Source organism: Enterococcus sp. C46, assembly GCF_040887565.1.
Taxonomy (GTDB): Bacteria; Bacillota; Bacilli; order Lactobacillales; family Enterococcaceae; genus Enterococcus_B; species Enterococcus_B lactis.
On record NZ_JBFOGA010000002.1, the window covers coordinates 272,569 to 289,902 of the forward strand.

General features: G+C 40.2%; 18 protein-coding genes and 1 other annotated feature. Of the genes, 13 read left to right on the plus strand and 5 right to left on the minus strand.

The window, feature by feature from the left end; all coding sequences use genetic code 11:
- Positions 1 to 82: 82 nt before the first annotated feature.
- From AB3I27_RS04490 to AB3I27_RS04510, 5 genes are all read left to right on the plus strand, one after another.
- Positions 83 to 841 carry an IclR family transcriptional regulator gene (locus AB3I27_RS04490; RefSeq protein WP_325908119.1) on the plus strand — a complete coding sequence of 253 codons (759 nt, stop codon included), beginning with the start codon at positions 83 to 85 and terminating at the stop codon, positions 839 to 841.
- A 99-nt stretch (positions 842 to 940) separates the two neighbouring features.
- Positions 941 to 1,585 carry a bifunctional 4-hydroxy-2-oxoglutarate aldolase/2-dehydro-3-deoxy-phosphogluconate aldolase gene (locus AB3I27_RS04495; RefSeq protein ID WP_002320629.1) on the plus strand — a complete coding sequence of 215 codons (645 nt, stop codon included), beginning with the start codon at positions 941 to 943 and terminating at the stop codon, positions 1,583 to 1,585.
- A 6-nt stretch (positions 1,586 to 1,591) separates the two neighbouring features.
- Positions 1,592 to 2,599, plus strand: coding sequence for a sugar kinase (locus AB3I27_RS04500; protein ID WP_024636233.1), 1,008 nt, complete (start codon positions 1,592 to 1,594; stop codon positions 2,597 to 2,599).
- 15 nt (positions 2,600 to 2,614) lie between these two features.
- Entirely contained in the window at positions 2,615 to 3,457 is an 843-nt protein-coding gene (kduI, locus tag AB3I27_RS04505; RefSeq protein WP_002288239.1) for a 5-dehydro-4-deoxy-D-glucuronate isomerase, read from the plus strand.
- A 19-nt stretch (positions 3,458 to 3,476) separates the two neighbouring features.
- The gene (locus AB3I27_RS04510; RefSeq protein ID WP_002320630.1) at positions 3,477 to 4,280 is read left to right on the plus strand and encodes a gluconate 5-dehydrogenase; all 804 of its coding nucleotides are present in this window, start codon (positions 3,477 to 3,479) and stop codon (positions 4,278 to 4,280) included.
- A gap of 116 nt (positions 4,281 to 4,396) precedes the next feature.
- On the opposite strand, the gene fni is transcribed toward AB3I27_RS04510, so the two are convergent.
- The 4 genes from fni to mvk are packed head-to-tail and all read right to left on the minus strand — an operon-like array spanning position 4,397 to position 8,461.
- Positions 4,397 to 5,452 (minus strand): type 2 isopentenyl-diphosphate Delta-isomerase, encoded by a 1,056-nt coding sequence (gene fni / locus AB3I27_RS04515; protein ID WP_002313987.1) that lies wholly within the window; start codon positions 5,450 to 5,452, stop codon positions 4,397 to 4,399.
- Complete coding sequence (locus AB3I27_RS04520; RefSeq protein ID WP_002309723.1) at positions 5,449 to 6,534, minus strand: phosphomevalonate kinase; 1,086 nt, start codon at positions 6,532 to 6,534, stop codon at positions 5,449 to 5,451. The genes fni and AB3I27_RS04520 overlap by 4 nt, the downstream gene beginning before the upstream one ends.
- 12 nt (positions 6,535 to 6,546) lie before the next feature.
- Positions 6,547 to 7,524, minus strand: coding sequence for a diphosphomevalonate decarboxylase (mvaD, locus tag AB3I27_RS04525; RefSeq protein ID WP_002293367.1), 978 nt, complete (start codon positions 7,522 to 7,524; stop codon positions 6,547 to 6,549).
- Positions 7,517 to 8,461, minus strand: a complete 945-nt coding sequence (gene mvk / locus AB3I27_RS04530) for a mevalonate kinase (protein WP_002309722.1) — start codon at positions 8,459 to 8,461, stop codon at positions 7,517 to 7,519. Before mvk ends, mvaD begins: the two co-directional genes overlap by 8 nt.
- Positions 8,462 to 8,776: 315 nt before the next feature.
- Here mvk and AB3I27_RS04535 point away from each other — a divergent pair, with 315 nt between their 5' ends.
- Positions 8,777 to 9,436: a deoxynucleoside kinase gene (locus tag AB3I27_RS04535; protein WP_002316609.1), complete on the plus strand. Its 660-nt coding sequence runs from the start codon at positions 8,777 to 8,779 to the stop codon at positions 9,434 to 9,436.
- An 84-nt stretch (positions 9,437 to 9,520) separates the two neighbouring features.
- Positions 9,521 to 10,426, plus strand: coding sequence for a magnesium transporter CorA family protein (locus AB3I27_RS04540; RefSeq protein WP_222896972.1), 906 nt, complete (start codon positions 9,521 to 9,523; stop codon positions 10,424 to 10,426).
- A gap of 1 nt (position 10,427) precedes the next feature.
- Here the strand turns inward: AB3I27_RS04540 and AB3I27_RS04545 are convergent, their stop codons facing one another.
- Positions 10,428 to 11,060, minus strand: a complete 633-nt coding sequence (locus AB3I27_RS04545; protein ID WP_002345456.1) for a pentapeptide repeat-containing protein — start codon at positions 11,058 to 11,060, stop codon at positions 10,428 to 10,430.
- A 150-nt stretch (positions 11,061 to 11,210) separates the two neighbouring features.
- Positions 11,211 to 11,336: a sequence feature (ribosomal protein L20 leader region), on the plus strand.
- Positions 11,337 to 11,379: 43 nt separating this feature from the next.
- Here AB3I27_RS04545 and infC point away from each other — a divergent pair.
- The 6 genes from infC (at position 11,380) to AB3I27_RS04575 (ending at position 17,018) form a co-directional block, all read left to right on the plus strand.
- Positions 11,380 to 11,904: a translation initiation factor IF-3 gene (gene infC, locus AB3I27_RS04550; protein WP_002293357.1), complete on the plus strand. Its 525-nt coding sequence runs from the start codon at positions 11,380 to 11,382 to the stop codon at positions 11,902 to 11,904.
- A gap of 71 nt (positions 11,905 to 11,975) precedes the next feature.
- Positions 11,976 to 12,176 carry a 50S ribosomal protein L35 gene (rpmI, locus tag AB3I27_RS04555; RefSeq protein WP_002289309.1) on the plus strand — a complete coding sequence of 67 codons (201 nt, stop codon included), beginning with the start codon at positions 11,976 to 11,978 and terminating at the stop codon, positions 12,174 to 12,176.
- Positions 12,177 to 12,228: 52 nt separating this feature from the next.
- On the plus strand, positions 12,229 to 12,588 hold the full coding sequence (gene rplT, locus AB3I27_RS04560; protein ID WP_002293355.1) for a 50S ribosomal protein L20: 360 nt from the start codon (positions 12,229 to 12,231) through the stop codon (positions 12,586 to 12,588).
- Positions 12,589 to 12,839: 251 nt separating this feature from the next.
- Entirely contained in the window at positions 12,840 to 14,177 is a 1,338-nt protein-coding gene (locus AB3I27_RS04565; protein WP_002309718.1) for a hypothetical protein, read from the plus strand.
- A gap of 47 nt (positions 14,178 to 14,224) precedes the next feature.
- Complete coding sequence (locus AB3I27_RS04570) at positions 14,225 to 16,354, plus strand: hydantoinase/oxoprolinase family protein (RefSeq protein ID WP_002309717.1); 2,130 nt, start codon at positions 14,225 to 14,227, stop codon at positions 16,352 to 16,354.
- Positions 16,329 to 17,018 (plus strand): hypothetical protein, encoded by a 690-nt coding sequence (locus AB3I27_RS04575; protein WP_002344704.1) that lies wholly within the window; start codon positions 16,329 to 16,331, stop codon positions 17,016 to 17,018. Before AB3I27_RS04570 ends, AB3I27_RS04575 begins: the two co-directional genes overlap by 26 nt.
- Positions 17,019 to 17,334: the final 316 nt, after the last annotated feature.

A 17,334-nucleotide genomic window follows, 5' to 3' on the forward strand; every position in this document is an offset into this window, starting at 1 on the left:
AGCAGTTTGTATCCGGTTCTCTCTTTTAAATTGATGATATTTCCGCTATAATTTTTCTTATAAAGAAATAGGAGAATATTATATGAAAAATAAAAAACCTTATGGAACTGTATTGATCAAAGCTTCTAAAATACTAGACTATTTAGCAGAAAATCCAGACATCTCTTTGCAGACAATCGCAAAGGGTGTGGGAATGACTTCTTCTACAGTCTTGAAAATACTAGATACTTTACTGATGATCGGCTATGTAAATAAAAATTCAGAGAAAAATTATCGTTTAGGTGCAAAGCTTATTCGCTACGCGAATAAAAACATTGAACAAATCGATTTGGTAGAACTGACTTTACCATTTTTAGAACAGTTGCAGCAAAAGATCGATGAGACTATCCACTTAGGGGTATTGGACAACAATGAGATTTTGTACGTGAACAAACTAGATCCAAAACATCAAACGATCCGTATGTCTTCAAAAATCGGAATCACCCGACCATTATACAATTCTGCGATGGGTAAAGCCGTATTAGCAGAATTCAGTGAAGAGCAGTACACTGATTATCTTGAAAAACATCCGTTGATTCCTTACACGGAGTACACGATTACCAATGCCTTGCGTTTGAAAAAGGAAATCCAAACGGTAAAAGAAACCCACGTCGCATTTGACGATGAAGAAATCGAACGTGATATTTTTTGTATAGGAGCCTCAATCGTGAAAAACGAACAAATCATTGGTGCATTTAGTGTAAGTATGCCGAAATATCGTTTAACAGATGAGACAAAAGAACAAATAATCAGTGCCCTCAAGCAAACAAAAAGCGAAATCGAGCAAAGAATTCAAAAATAACGAAAAAAGCGTTTGCATTTTTTCTTTTCTGCCGTATAATATGGGTATAGATTTCCAAGTTATAAAATAAAATTTCTAAATAGGAAATAGGTGGAGAAGATGAAAAAAATTGATATTTTATCTCGATTGAAAAACGCCGGAGTGATTGCGGTGGTACGCGGAAAAAGTAAAGAAGAAGCTTTGAATGCTTGCCACGCAATCATCAAAGGTGGTCTAACTGGTATTGAGTTGACTTTTACAGTCCCTCAAGCGGATCAAGTAATCAAAGAACTTTTGTCATTCTACAAAAATCAACCAGAAATAGTGATTGGCGCAGGTACAGTATTAGACGCTGTCACAGCTCGCTTGGCTATCTTAGCTGGCGCAGAGTATATTGTTAGCCCTTCCTTTGATCAAGAAACGGCAGAGATGTGCAATCTGTATCAAATCCCTTACTTACCAGGATGTATGACGATTACCGAAATCAAAACAGCGCTGAAAAGCGGGGTAGATATCGTCAAACTATTTCCTGGAAGCGCTTATGGACCAAGTATCATTTCTGCCTTCAAGGCACCGATGCCTCAAGTCAATATCATGCCAACTGGTGGTGTGAGTCTGGACAATATGAAAGAGTGGTTCGATGCGGGTGTCGTAACAGTCGGAGTAGGTGGGAACCTTTTAGCACCTGCAGCTACAGGAGATTTTGACAAAGTAACGGAAGTCGCGCAACAGTATGCAGCAAAAATGAAAGAAATCAAGAGGTAACTGCTTATGGGAAAAGTAGTGACACTCGGAGAAATCATGTTGCGATTGTCCACAGAACAGGGAACCCGCATCGATTCAAGTGAACGATTCGCTGCCCATTATGGCGGAGGGGAAGCAAACGTAGCAATTTCTTTAGCTAATTACGGACATGACGCGGTTTTTGCTACCAAAGTACCTGATAACGCATTGGGAAAAGCAGTCAAAAAGCACTTGCAATGCTATGGAGTAGATACGAAACAAGTATTATCTGGCGGGCCAAGACTAGGTACTTATTATATGGAAACTGGTAGTGGCGAACGCGCCGCCTCAGTGATCTATGATCGTGCCGGATCAAGCTTTGCTGAAATGGATCATTTGGAATGGTCGCTAGAGGAGTTATTCCAAGGAATAGATATATTTCATGTTTCAGGGATCACCCCAGCTTTGTCTAAAAAATGGCAAAAAATGACGAAACAAGTGATAGAAGTTGCAAAAAAAGCTGGCTGCCTGATCAGCTTCGATATCAATTATCGCGGGAAATTATGGACACAGAAAGAAGCCAGCGAAGTAATCCATCAGTTTTTACCTTTAGTAGATATCTGTTCAGCTGGAAAAATGGATGCTCTTTATTTGTTAGGTATCGAGAAAGCACCAGAAGCAGAAGAACAACCGCTGATTTATTATTATCAAAAAATGCAGGAAAAGTTCCCGAATATTCAGGTGTTTTATTCGACCAAACGTACCGTTCATTCAGCAAGTGAAAATGAATTGAAGGGGACATTGTGGATGAACCATGAATATGTGGAATCCCAAGTCCATAGAATCACCCCAATCGTGGATCGAGTAGGTGGCGGAGATGCTTTTGCAGGTGGCGTGCTCCATGGGATTTTATCCAATATGCCCCCGCAAGAAATCATTGATTTTGCTACGGCAGCTTCTGCCTTGAAGCATACGATCCATGGGGACTGCAACCAATTCAGTCAAGAAGAAGTCGCACAATTTTTAGCATGCGGCTCTGGAAAAATCATTCGATAGAAGGAGTAGAAGAAAATGCAAGAAATGGAAACACGTTATACACACAGTCCAGAAGATATCCGTCATTATTCAACGGAACAATTGAGAAAAGAGTTTTTAGTAGAAAAGGTATTCGAACCAGGAAAAATCAGTTTGACTTATACACACAACGATCGAATGATCTTTGGTGGCGTGACACCTACTGAAAAAGAATTAGAAATCACATTAGACAAAGAACTAGGTGTCGATTACTTCTTAGAACGTCGCGAACTAGGTGTGATCAATATCGGTGGACCAGGATTCATCGAAATCGATGGGCAAAAAGAAGAAATGAAAAAACAAGACGGCTATTATATCGGAAAAGAAACACGACATGTCGTATTTTCTTCTCAAGATGCTGAAAACCCAGCTAAATTCTATATTAGTTCTGTTCCAGCACATCATAAATATCCAAATGTAAAAATCAGTATTGACCAAGTAAAACCAATGGAAACTGGTGAAGGTCTGACATTGAATGAACGTAAAATCTATCAATACATCCATCCAAATGTATGCGAAAGCTGTCAATTACAAATGGGTTATACGATTTTAGAACCAGGAAGTGCTTGGAATACGATGCCTTGTCATACACATGAACGTCGTATGGAAGCTTATGTCTACTTTGATTATGCCAATGAAGATACACGTGTGTTCCACATGATGGGCAAACCAGATGAAACAAAACATTTAGTCGTAGACAATGAACAAGCTATTATTTCACCAAGCTGGTCGATCCATTCAGGTGTAGGTACAAGCAATTACTCATTCATCTGGGCAATGTGCGGAGAAAACATCACCTATACAGACATGGATATGGTGCAAATGGATCAATTAAAATAAGCATAAGGGAGAGAAAATGATGGAATTTAATATGGATATGTTTCGTTTAGATGGAAAAGTAGCATTAGTCACCGGTGCCGTCTATGGTATTGGATTTGAGATTGCACGCTCTTTAGCTACAGCAGGGGCAAAAATCGTATTTAATAACTTGAATCAAGAATCAGTTGATGAAGGTATAGCGCATTATAAAGAAGCGGGCATCGATGCAAAAGGTTATGTCTGCGATGTAACTGATGAAGAAGCGGTTCAAGCGATGGTTCAGCAAATCAAAGAAGATGTAGGTTCAGTTGATATTTTAGTCAATAATGCAGGGATCATCAAACGGACACCGATGATCGAAATGGATGCGGCTGACTTCCGTCAAGTGATCGACGTGGATTTAAATGCTCCATTTATCGTTTCAAAAGCAGTTATTCCAGATATGATCGAAAAAGGCGGCGGTAAAATCATCAATATCTGTTCTATGATGAGTGAATTAGGACGCGAAACGGTCAGTGCTTATGCTGCGGCAAAAGGCGGATTAAAAATGCTAACGAAAAACATCGCTTCTGAATACGGTCAATACAATATCCAATGTAATGGAATTGGACCAGGTTATATTGCTACACCACAAACTGCCCCATTACGCGAAACACAAGAAAACGGTGAACGTCATCCATTCGATCAATTTATCGTTGGACGTACGCCAGCAGCACGTTGGGGCGAGCCAATCGATTTGGCTGGACCATCTGTCTTCTTGGCTTCTAGCGCATCGGATTTCGTTAACGGTCATGTCTTGTATGTAGACGGCGGCATACTTGCCTATATCGGAAAACAACCTTAAACGAGGTTTAGTACACTATTTAGTGGAGAGGTTATGAAATCAGCAGCTTGAACGAATACCGAAGGACAGCTGATTAAATATCATTTATCCAAAAAAAGGAGTATGACGTAAATCAGTCATACTCCTTTTTCTGTGCGTCTTCCATACTTCACTAAGTGGATCCCTCTTGCTTCACACCAATCCTTCACTGGACCGGAAAAGATGAGAGATTGTTGGTGGAGGGACGCGGTATTCGTTGCGCCGACCATGGTATAAAGCAGACGAAGTTCCTCTTGCCATTGTTTCATCAGCATAATGGTTTCTTCCACGCCATGATTCATCAGATGAGTCAATACAGTTCCTGAAGTGCCCACTGCTTTTGCGCCGAGACAAAGGGCTTTAAATATATCATAGGCATTGCGGATACCTCCGGAGGCTAGGATTTCCATAGAAGTGTCTGCTTCATTTGCTTCAAGCAATGAGGCGACTGTCGATTGCCCCCAATCAGCTAGATAATTCAGTTCTCGCTTGGAGCGACGGGCGTTTTCAATCTGGGTGAAACTTGTCCCACTTCGACCGCTGATATCAACTGTATGAACCCCTAAAGAAGCTAAATCATTGATTGTTTCTCTTGTCATGCCAAACCCGACTTCTTTTACGATAAGGGGAACGTCAATGGCTGTTTGAATCTCTTGGATAAGTGCTTTCCAGTTAGTAAAATCACGGTCTCCCTCAGGCATGACCAACTCTTGAGGTGCATTCAAATGAATCTGTAAGGCATCTGCGTGAAACAATCGGATAGCTTCTTGGGCTCTTTCGACAGAAGTTCCTGCACCGATGTTGGCAATGATTTTCCCGTGAGGATATTCTTGTCGCATAATTGTATAAGTATCGGCTAAAGAAGGGTCCTTCAAGGCAGCGCTGACTGAACCAGTGGCAATCATCAAATCTGCTTCTCTTGCGATGATTGCAAGGTCTTGATTGATTTTTTTTGTTTTTTCGCTTCCGCCAGTCATCGCATTGATATAAAACGGGCTGCTTAGTGTAAACCCAGCTGCTTGTGTACTTAGATCGACATCAGCAACTGCTGTTTGCGGCAAAGGGTTATGAATGACCCGTACGAAATCAAATTCATTTTTTTGCTTATCATGAAAGGCTTTAGCTAGTGAAACATGTTCATCTTTTCGATTCATCGGTTTTCCTTTCTTTGATCGCTATAGACATGTAACGGTAGGGGGGTGATTTCTGCTTTTTCCCATGCACTCATTAAAGGAAGGATGCCAGATTTCTGATCAACGATTACGATGCCGCAATCCCCACCACCTGCACCGGAAGACTTTGCAGCCCCTTCATACTGTTCAGCTAAATTACATAATTTATTCAAAGCAGGTGTTTCGATAACAACCCCGGTGATAGCCGATAAATCATGCAGTAATTGTCGGTTTTTTCGAATCATCTGTTGGATCAACGTAACATTATCTTCTTTAAACCCTTTGATCATTTCGTTGACGCATTCTGTACTGTTTTTTAAGAAAAGCTGATAAGCCACCATTTTATCTTCTCTCGAACGGTGAACTTGATCGACCAAATCAGAGGTAGAGGCAGGGCTACCCGTCCAACCAATCAATAAACGTAGATCTTCAGGAGCAATCAATGGCTCAATTGAGAGACCTGGCCAATCCATGGCAAGTAACTGACTGATGGAATGCTGAGTTTCTTGTTCTTGGAGCCAAGGATGGTCGAAGGTCGAGAAGGCGATCCAGCCACCATAACAGCTAGCAGCGATGTCGCCGCAAGAACCATTATCTTGAACTGCTAAATTAGCGAGTGCTGCGATCTTGAAAATCTCTAGCTGAGATAAATTCAATGCGTAAAAAACATTCAAGGCTTTGACCGTTGCAACAGTAACAGCGCCGCTAGAACCTAATCCGTATTTCCGACCATTTGAACTGTCTAGCTCGCTTGTTACTTTCAGATCATAAAAGGATAAAAGAATGTTTTTTTCTTGTGCATACTTTTCAGTCAATCGAATAGCAGCAAGGATATAATGAAAAGGATTTTCCCGAATATCTAAAACTAATTCCCCGTTACGTCTTGTCCAACGTACAGGCATCCCGCTATATTGTGCAGATTGGATACTTCCGACTTTTCGTGCGGACTCTACAGTGACTGTCACGAATTGATCGACTGCAGCGATAACTGCCGGATGACCTGTTTCAACAACTGCATATTCTCCGGCAATATAGAGTTTGCCTGGTGCAGATACTTCAATCATAAAAATCTCCCTTTATTCAATAATCGCAATTCCTGGACCAGCGTGGGCAGTAATTACTTGTTCTTTGCTAAATAATTTAGTAAATGTTTCTTGTACCTCAGATAAATGGCTGTTTTCCACTAAAACTTTGACATTAGGGCCAGCATCCATCGTAAAGTAGCATGGAATGCCTTGCTTTCTCAATTGCCGCACCGCATCCATCGCTTTTAAGCTGTCAGGAGACCAGTAAGTGAAAGGTGGTTGGGCAGCTAAAGTCGTTCCGTGCATTTTTAGTCCGTTTCTTTCCATCGTTTCTCCGAGAAGTTGGAAATCTTTTGTTTTGATTGCTTGTTTCAATTGATATAGATCCCCTTCAACGGAATCTAACCAGCCTTGATAAAAACTGGATGTTTCGACTGTCCGACGCATCCCATTTCTGCTAGACACTTCTTTTTTCTGATCGTTGATCAAAATGAAAACCATTGCTAGATCGTCTTCGAAAGAATCAGAAGGGACTGGTTTGGCATAAGAGCTTAAGTCATCATGACCTTTTTCCCATTCGACGAAACCACCAAAAATACTTCGGCAAGCTGAACCAGACCCGCGTCGAGCAAATCTTGAAAGAGAAAGATCGTCTAATCCAAGCTTAAGGGCAGTATTACAAGCGCCTGCTAAAGCAGCTAGCCCGCTAGCAGAGGATGCTAATCCGGCTGCGGTAGGAACGAAATTCTGACTGATTACTGAAGCTTTTAGTGAGATGCCGGCTTCTTTACGAAAAAGGTCAAGAAACTGACTAACTTTTTTTGTTGCTTTTTCGTCTTGCAAGGTGTCATCTAGATAGAATTCATCTGCTATATAGCTATCAGAAAAGATAACTTCTGTTTCGGTATAAAATGCATCCAATGTCAACGAAAGACTGTTGTTCATCGGAAGGATGAGTGCTTCATTTTTCTTACCCCAATATTTGATTAGGGCAATGTTGGTATATGCGCGTGCTTTGCCTTTAAACATAGGTATGTACTCCTAATCCTTGTATCCAAGTTTCAGCCGCACCCACATCTTCAAGTGCTTGACTGATTTCTTGGGCTTTTGTTTTTGTTTGTGCTAATGCAATCATGCAGCCACCGCGTCCGCCGCCAGTTAATTTAGCCCCTAATGCACCGGTATCTTTAGCTGTTTGGATCAGTAAATCAAGGAAATCGTTGCTGATCGTCAGTTTTTCCAGAAGTGATTGTGATTCATCCATTGTTTGAGCTAACATTCCTGGTGAATTTTCAATGATTGCTTGCTTCGCTTGCTTTGTCAAGTATCCTAATTTTTGAATCATTTGTCCAGTTTCATGTGGTTGTCTTTCAAACAGGTGAGCGACATCTTTGACGGCTTCTCTTGTTTGTCCTTTGATTCCTGTATCAGCGACAATCAAAAAAGCATCAATATTCAAAGAAAAATAATCAAAAGGATGCCCTTTTGTAAAATAAATTGGCTGCAAGCTGCTAGTAGCGGCTGCATCGATCCCACTAGGATTACCATGTGCGATTTTTTCCGAAAGTTGTACATTCTCTAATAGTATTTCACGAGACAAAGGGAGTGCTAAGTAATCATAAAAAGCACGAGTGACTGCTGTGGCGACCGCAGCACTTGATCCCATTCCACGTTCAGCAGGAATCGTGCTTTCGATGGTTAGTTGCAAGTTTTTATGGATATCATGCTCTTTTTTTAAATGGATGAATAATTTTTTGATATTTTTTAATGTATGAGGAGCTTCGGCTAAATTTCCTGAATAGTAGGAAGAAACCAATTGATCGTCCATTGCATCCAGCTCTTCAAGGAATGCGGTGACTTTTGTTGCATAAAAAGGAAAGGCAATCGCCGGTTCTCCATAAACAACCGCGTGCTCGCCCATCAAGATAATCTTTCCGCTTGATTCTCCTTGGCCATAGTTTGCCATAATCTAACTCCTTCTCACGTAAAAGTGATTTTTAAGCAAAAAATAAAGCGCCCAAAACGAGTTGCGCTGCTTCACGAAATTTTTTGTCCGCTAAGGGTCTCAAAAAACATTCCTTCTTTATTTTACTAAAATCATCCCAGAAGTAAAACTAAGAATACGTTTTCTAAAGGAAAAACCCTTTTTTCTTAAGAATTTTTTGACCTTTTTACTTTTTTGACTAGAAAAAAATACGATTGACACTACTAGATATTGGGGGTATATTTAAAAAGGTTGGAGTTAAACACAATATTTAGTGATGAAGTGAGCTGGAGGTAAATGAGCGTGATCGTTTTAGCAGGTACAATTGGTGCCGGAAAATCAAGTTTGACAGAAATGATGGCTGAACACTTTGATAGTCAGGCATTTTATGAATCAATTGATGATAATGAAGTCTTGCCCTTATTTTATGCAAACCCTGAACAGTATGCTTTTTTGCTGCAAATTTATTTTTTGAATAAACGTTTTGCAAGCATCAAACAAGCAATGAAAGATGACAATAATGTATTGGACCGTTCGATTTATGAAGATTCGCTGCTTTTCCATCTAAATGCAGATCTAGGAAGAGCGACGGAAACGGAAGTTCGTGTGTATGATGAACTTCTGGAAAACATGATGGAAGAGCTGCCCTATGCTGCCCATAAAAAACACCCGGATTTATTAGTTCATATTCGTGTATCATTTGATACGATGCTAGAACGGATCGAGAAACGTGGTCGTTCATATGAACAATTGTCCTTTGACCCAAGTCTGTACGATTATTACAAAGAATTGAACAGACGGTATGATCAATGGTATGAAGAATACAAAGAAAGTCCAAAAATCCAAATCGATGGAGATCGCTATAATTTTGTGGAAGATTCTCAAGCAAAAGAAGAAGTCTTGAAAATGATCGAAGAAAAATTAGCAGAAATCCGCCAAACTGAATTAGCCATTTGATATAAAGCTACTCAAAAAAAGGATGCTCCTTTATTTGAGTAGCTTTTTTCTTTATACTAGAAACAAATATCAGGAGGATGGAGTATGCGGGAAAAACACTATTTTAATCAAGAACGTAATTTTTGGATCAATATACAGCAAGATGATGTGCTAGCTGTTAAAAATTTAAAAGAAGAATATGACATCAGCGATGAGATGCTGACTTATTCTCTAGATAAAAATGAGCGGGCGCGCGTAGAATATGACTCTTTTGATGAAGCGTTACTACTTGTATCAAATGTCCCACACCAACAAAAAGTCGATAATCATTACGAAACTAGCCCTATCGCTTTTATTTTAAAAGAAGATGGTTTGTTTACATTTACCACGCCGAATACCGAGTATGTGATTCGACTGATTCGATCACTTTTGGAGCGAATGCCAGACATGAGTGTATACAGTTTATTGTTTCGTACATTATTTTTAATTTCTGATTCCTTTTTTCCTTTAATCGAGGAAGTAAATAGCGAACGTCAACGGCTCAACCTAAAGTTAAGGGAAAAAACAACAAACAAGAATCTACTGCAACTTTCAGATTTAGAGATTGGTTTGGTTTACTTAGTTACAGGAACAAAACAAAATGTAGTACTTTTGGAACAAATCAAGGCATTGGCCATTTATCGCAAGTTGTCAGAAAAGGAAAAGGAAGAGTTGGACGATGCACTGATCGAAGCACGACAAGCAGTTGAAATGACGAACTTAGCTTCGCAGATTTTAGATCAGCTTTCTGGCACTTATAATAATTTGCTGAATAATAATTTGAATGACACGATGAAGTTTTTGACTGTCTGGTCGCTGATCTTGACTGTACCGACTATTGTGACAGGATTTTTCGGGATGAATCTTAAGCTACCATTTACCCATTCCGTTTTCGGATGGGGAATCGCCTTGATCATCAGTCTGGTTTTATCTGTTTGGATGCTCATTGCACTATGGAGGCGGATTCGTTGATCTAGTCTTTGACCTGCAAACCAAGGGCTTGAGCAATCACAAGTGCTTGCTCCTGGTTGACAATCAGTCCTGCCAAATAATCTTGAGATAAAGCAATGGTAGTGAAGAAATTAGTCGTAAAGTCTAATCCCTTCAGAGAAGTTCGGAACCAATTCGAACCAGTTAACTGATTGTCAGACAAAAAAAGATTTTTCCAAGTGACCTCATAAAATTCGCTGTCTTCTAACTGGCAATGATCGAAGGATACGGCTTTCAAGTTTGTGCTGCTAAAGGAAGCCATCGAAGCAATGCAGTCAGTGAAAGTGCAGTCTCTAAGATAACTTTCGGCAAAATTCGTACCTGTTAATTTACATTGATGAAACACGACTTGGTGGAAACTGCCACCAATCCACTCCAGATTGGAAAAATCACACTTTTCAAAAATGACATTACTGCATTCAAAATGACGTAAAGCTGTTTTTTGCATGGTCAGTTTTTGGACATGACTCTCTCTTAATACCATATTTTTAGCATCAAGATAGCTTTGATCACCTCCATTGACCAGAAGACCAGAGAGGATTTCTTCATCTTCTAAATAAAAATCTCCTTTTGTCAGAGGAGGAAGAGAAGGTGGGATAGGTTCGATTTTTTTCATGTGAATTCACCTCGTTTTTCTTTAGTATAGCAAAGAAGTGGGAGTCACTGCTAGAAAGTCTGCTAGACCAATCATTTTCAGAAAAGGAAGAAAAACTGTATGAAAAACATTGACATAAGGATTGGTTTTTGCTATACTATGATGGTTGAGAAATAAAAGCAGAAGCACCCGCTTCTCGCCTTAGTTGATAATGTCACTGGGCTAGATAGTTTTCACTGGTTCTATTAGGTGAAGTACGCGCGGGTTCTGTAAGAGAACTCGTTTTTTTATTGCCGTTTATTCGGTAAGCTTTTCTTTCTCTCATAATATTTGGAGGTGAATGACCATAGCAAAGGATATGATGGTTAACGACGGCATTCGTGCACGAGAGTTACGATTGATCGGTTCAGATGGTGAGCAATTAGGAGTTAAGACAAAAGCAGAAGCATTGAATATTGCAGAACAAGCAAACTTGGATCTTGTGTTAGTTGCCCCTGGTGCGAAACCACCAGTTGCGCGAATCATGGACTACGGTAAATACCGTTTCGAACAACAAAAGAAAGACCGCGAAGCGCGTAAAAAACAAAAAGTGATCAATGTAAAAGAAGTTCGCTTAAGTCCTACGATCGACTTGAATGACTTCAATACAAAACTTCGTAATGCACGTAAGTTCTTGGAAAAGGGCGATAAAGTGAAAGCTTCTATCCGTTTCAAAGGCCGTGCCATTACCCATAAAGAAATTGGTCAAAAAGTCTTGAATCGCTTAGCTGAAGAAACTGCTGATATTGCAACAGTGGAACAAAAAGCGAAAATGGACGGACGCAGCATGTTCTTGACGCTGGCACCGAAAAACGACAGTAAGTAATTTGAATGACTAACTGGCTGTTGGACAGCCGATAGTCGGATAACGAAAGATTTTGAGGAGGAAATATAGTCATGCCAAAACAAAAAACACACCGCGGATCAGCAAAACGTTTCAAACGTACTGGTAAAGGCGGATTGAAACGCTTCCGCGCGTTTACAAGTCACCGTTTCCACGGCAAAACAAAAAAACAACGCCGTCAATTGCGTAAAGCAAGCATGGTTTCTAGTGGCGACTTCAAGCGTATTCGCCAACAACTAGCAAAAATGAAATAAGAAGTACAAATAACAGAATCTGAAGATTTATTTTTATTAGGAGGAATTATACATGGCACGTGTTAAAGGTGGAACAGTAACTCGTAAACGTCGTAAAAGAGTGCTAAAATTAGCAAAAGGTTACTACGGTTCAAAACACACTTTATTTAAAACAGCAAAAGAACAAGTAATGAATTCATACAACTACGCATATCGTGATCGTCGTCAAAAGAAACGCGACTTCCGTAAATTGTGGATTGCTCGTATCAACGCAGCAGCTCGTATGAATGGCTTGAGCTACTCAAAATTAATGCACGGTTTGAAAGTTGCTGAAATCGACATCAACCGTAAAATGTTAGCTGACTTGGCTGTAAACGATGCAGCAGCATTTACTGCATTGGCTGACCAAGCAAAAGACGCTTTGGCTAAATAAGCTAAACAATTATAAAGAGGAAAGAAGATAACGAAAAGTTATGTTCTTTCCTCTTTTTTTGTTTCCAATTCTTCACCATAGAAAACGGGATAACAACGTATAAGTCTAAAATAGCATAATTAAGGTTTTTTAATTGAAATCCGAACATTTATGGTCATCCTCTAATGAAAGCGCTAACTACATAAGCTAGAATGAACTTAACTGATATATTAGTTTGTTTATCAGAAAAATAAAATGGACGGAGGAATAACATGAGTGATATTATTATTGGTATTTTGTTAGTTATCTCATTCTTTTTCATGGTCTGGTACTGTGTAAAGGGCTACAACTTGATGGTCGGTTTTGCCATCATGGCGACTGTATGGATGGGATTAGCACTAGTGGGAAACACGTTTTCGCCGAACCCGGCGATGGAAGGGCAAGGAGTAATCGATGTATTGACGCATATCTATACGACTGGACCTGCTGAGTACGCGAAATCGATCTTGGTAAATGTCTTCTTTGGTGCCTTTTTCGGTCGTGTTCTAGTAGATAGCGGAATCGCAGCCACATTGATTCGTAAAGTAGTCGAACTTGGAGGGGACAAACCAAGAATCACGATGAGTTTGCTGTGTGTTGTAACCGCTGTTATATTCATGTCGATGACAGGAATTGGACCAGTGATTTCTATCGCAGTCATCGTTTTGCCGATCTTGATGTCTTTAGGAATCTCAGTACCAGTTGCGTTGTTCTCATTTATGGGCTCGATCATGGCTGGAATCTTTGCTAATATCGTCAACTTCAAACAGTATCAAACGATTTATGCTGGTTTCAACCCAGCAGCTGAAAGTTACACTTATAACGACTATTTCCAAATCGGTATGATTGGGATGGTTGTAAGTTTAGTTGTTGTACTAACGGTGGCTAATATATCAATGAATAAAAAGAAACGCTATGCAATGGCAGCAAACGTACCGGCTGAAGGTGGCGACGCACCAATGATCTCATGGTTAGCCGTATTATTACCAGTTTTAGGGGTCGTTTTGTTAGATCTTCCAATCATCTTAGGTTTTATTCTAGCAGGTATTTGGGCATTGTTGTTTACTGGAAAATTGCGCGGAGGTTATAAAGAAATCTGTCGTCAATTTGCGAAATTATTTACAGATGGTGCAGTCGACGTCGCACCAATGGTCGGTTTCTTGATGACCTTAGCGATGTTCAATAACTCAGCTGCGTACGCTTCTCCTTATTTTTCAGCTATTTTCGGAGACTTGATACCGCAATCACCATTAGTCTTGTCAATCGTATTTGCTATATTGACACCACTAGGATTTTTCCGCGGTCCAATGAATCTAGTCGGTTCAGGATCAGCTATTTTAGCTGTTGTATTAGCTGTAAACCCAACAATGTCGCCAGCCTTTTTGTTCCCATTGTTTGCAATCACAACGATTGCCCCTCAGCATTTAGATATTACACAATCTTGGGTCGCTTGGGGATTAGGGTATACAAAAGTAACGTCTCGAGAGTACATGAAGAAATCCATCCCAACTGGTTGGATCGTCGGTGCGATCTTATGTTTGATTACATTCTTCTTGTACGGGAACGCCTAGTAAACAAAACGTCGATAGAAATGATTAGATGAATGGAGGAAAAGAAAATGAAACGTTTTGTGCGAATGGGAATTGATGTCGGTGGTACGCATACGAAAGCAGTGGCAATTGATAATGCGACACATGAAATCATCGGAAAGTCTTCAGTGAAAACGACCCACGATGATGTTCGTGGGGTAGCTGCAGGAGTCGTTCAATCTTTTCAAAATTGTTTGCGGGAAAATAATATTAGTCCAGAAGACGTTGTTTTTGTTGCACATTCTACTACGCAAGCGACGAATGCGCTGATTGAAGGGGACGTAGCAAAAGTCGGTGTAATCGGTATGGCAAAAGGGGGATTAGAAGGCTTTTTAGCAAAACGACAAACTAGATTGAACGATATCGATTTAGGGAATAAGAAAAAAATAGAGATCGTCAATGCATTCTTACCTGTCAAACACTTAAATGTAGACCGTGTTTCAGAAACGATTTCTTCTCTAGAAAGAGAAAGAGCGGAAGTTTTGGTTTCTTCTATGGCATTTGGAGTAGATAATGGGGAGCCAGAACGGGTCGTTTATGAAGCAGCATCGGTAAAATCGATTCCTACAACGATGGCTTCTGATATCACAAAATTATATGGATTGACAAGAAGAACTCGGACAGCAGCGATCAATGCGTCTATTTTACCCAAAATGCTAGATACGGCAACATCGACAGAAGACTCCGTACGAGAAGCAGGAGTCAATGTCTCTTTGATGATCATGCGCGGAGACGGCGGGGTAATGGAAATCAATGAAATGAAAAAACGACCTGTTTTAACCATGCTTTCCGGTCCAGCAGCATCAGTCATGGGCTCTTTGATGTACTTGAGAGCGTCTAATGGGGTTTATTTTGAAGTAGGCGGAACAACAACCAATATCGGGGTCATTAAAAATGGACGTCCAGCAATCGATTATTCAATTGTAGGTGGCCACCCAACATATATCTCTTCATTAGATGTTCGGGTTCTAGGTGTGGCAGGCGGTTCGATGGTACGGGCCAATCAGTCAGGAATCATCGATGTCGGTCCACGTTCTGCACATATTGCCGGTTTAGATTATGCAGTATTTACGGAGACAGAAAAAATCAAAGGTCCTAAGGTTGAATTTTTCTCTCCTAAAGAAGGAGACCCTGCTGATTACGTCAAGGTAGTGATGGAAGACGGAGAAGAAGTGACTATTACAAATACATGTGCAGCCAATGTCCTTGGATTAGTGCAAGAAGAACATTTTTCTTATGGAAATGTCCCATCTGCACGAAAAGCCATACAGGCATTAGCAGACTATTGTCATACGACGGTTGAAGACATCGCAGAGCAGATCATGGAAAAATCCTATGCTAAGATTGAACCAGTGATTTTAGAATTGGCAGACAAGTATCATTTGGAGAAAGATCAGATTTCTCTTGTAGGTGTAGGGGGCGGCGCTGCCTCTTTGATTACTTACTTCAGCAATAAAATGGGTGTGAAATATTCGATTCCTGAAAACGCCGAAGTGATTTCTTCTATTGGTGTAGCACTTGCAATGGTCCGAGATGTTGTAGAACGTATCATCCCTTCGCCAAGTAAAGAAGATATACGATCGTTGAAAAATGAAGCGATGAATAAAGCGATTGAATCAGGCGCTACACCAGAATCGATCGAAGTCCACGTAGAAATCGATCCACAGACTTCAAAAGTAACGGCTATCGCTACTGGTTCTACGGAAGTGAAAGCAACCGATCTAACCAAGGAGATCACAACAGAAGAAGCACTAGAGCTTGCTGCAGAGGATATGCGATTAAATAAAAATGAAGTTTGCTTATTGGAAAATACACCTTTCTTTTATGTATGCGGCGAACAGCATCGTTCAAAAAATGCTGGAAGTCTTCGGATCATCGACCAAAAAGGATTTATCAAGGTCCAACGTGGACATGCTTCTTGTCTGAAAACAACTGCAGCCAATTATATGGCAGCAGTCGAACAACTTTGGGAAGATATGGCAGTTTATCAAACGGAGTTGATCGCCCGACCAGAATTTTATCTCTGTTTAGGAGCAAGAGTCTCTGATTTTACAGCGACGGATCTGGAACAACTCCAGCTTTTGATGGATCTGGAAGTATCTACTATGGAACCAGAGGAAGAAGTGATCGTCGTTGCCGGAAATATCAAACAAACATAAGTTAGAAGAGTTACTAAACAAATTACAACAGATCCCCGAAGAAATTTGGGGATTCTATCAGTTTCAGCGAGATTTGTTTTGGAAAAAGATTCCTTTGTCCAAGCAGAAAATCCTCATACAACAATCAATCGATTGTGGTATCGAAACGGCATGTAGCATCCAAAAAAAGTACCCTTTTGCCGATGTAGGAGAAATTTGTGAACAAATGGCTATTCCAATCGTTCCTTGTGAATCAGAGCAAATAAACGAACGAATCACTTTTGCAACTTATGCAGAAGATGAAGGGATCCGATTGATGACGGAGCCGTTAGAAAAATTAAAATGTTCAGGACTTACTTCGATCTCTAAAGAAACAGCGCAAGCTTTGATTATTGGACATGAACTATTTCACCACATTGAAGCTTCTGTTAAGGGAATTTATACGCAAAACGAAAAAATTGTGCTATGGCGGCTGCCTTTTTATACACACCAATCAACCATTCGTGCATTGAGCGAGATAGCAGCGATGAGTTTTTCAAAAGAGATGAATCAAAGCCGTTTTTCGCCTTATGTATTAGAGGCAGTCTTGCTTTGGCCATATAATGAAACCCGTAGCCAAGGGATTTTAGAAGAAATAAAAGAAATAGAAAAAAGATGTGCGGAGTATGATTTCGCTCACAAATAAAGAGGTTGTGACAGAAGTGGTCAGCTTCAAGAAATAAGAAGGAATTTACGAAAATTGCTTCTTAAATTTTTGTGACATTTCGGCTTATTTCAAAGAAGCTACTTCTGGAACACCGTGAATCAGAGGTTGTGAAAAAGCTGTCCTGCATCAAGTAATAAGAACAGCCAAACAAAAATAGCTCCTCATATTTTTCGTTTGGTTGGACTTATTACCGCAGATGCAAGCTTTTGAACACCGTTTAAGGAAGAGGTTGTGAAATCAGCGTTTGAGCTAATACCGAGGGTCAGCTGATTGAACACTGTTTAAGAAAGAGGTC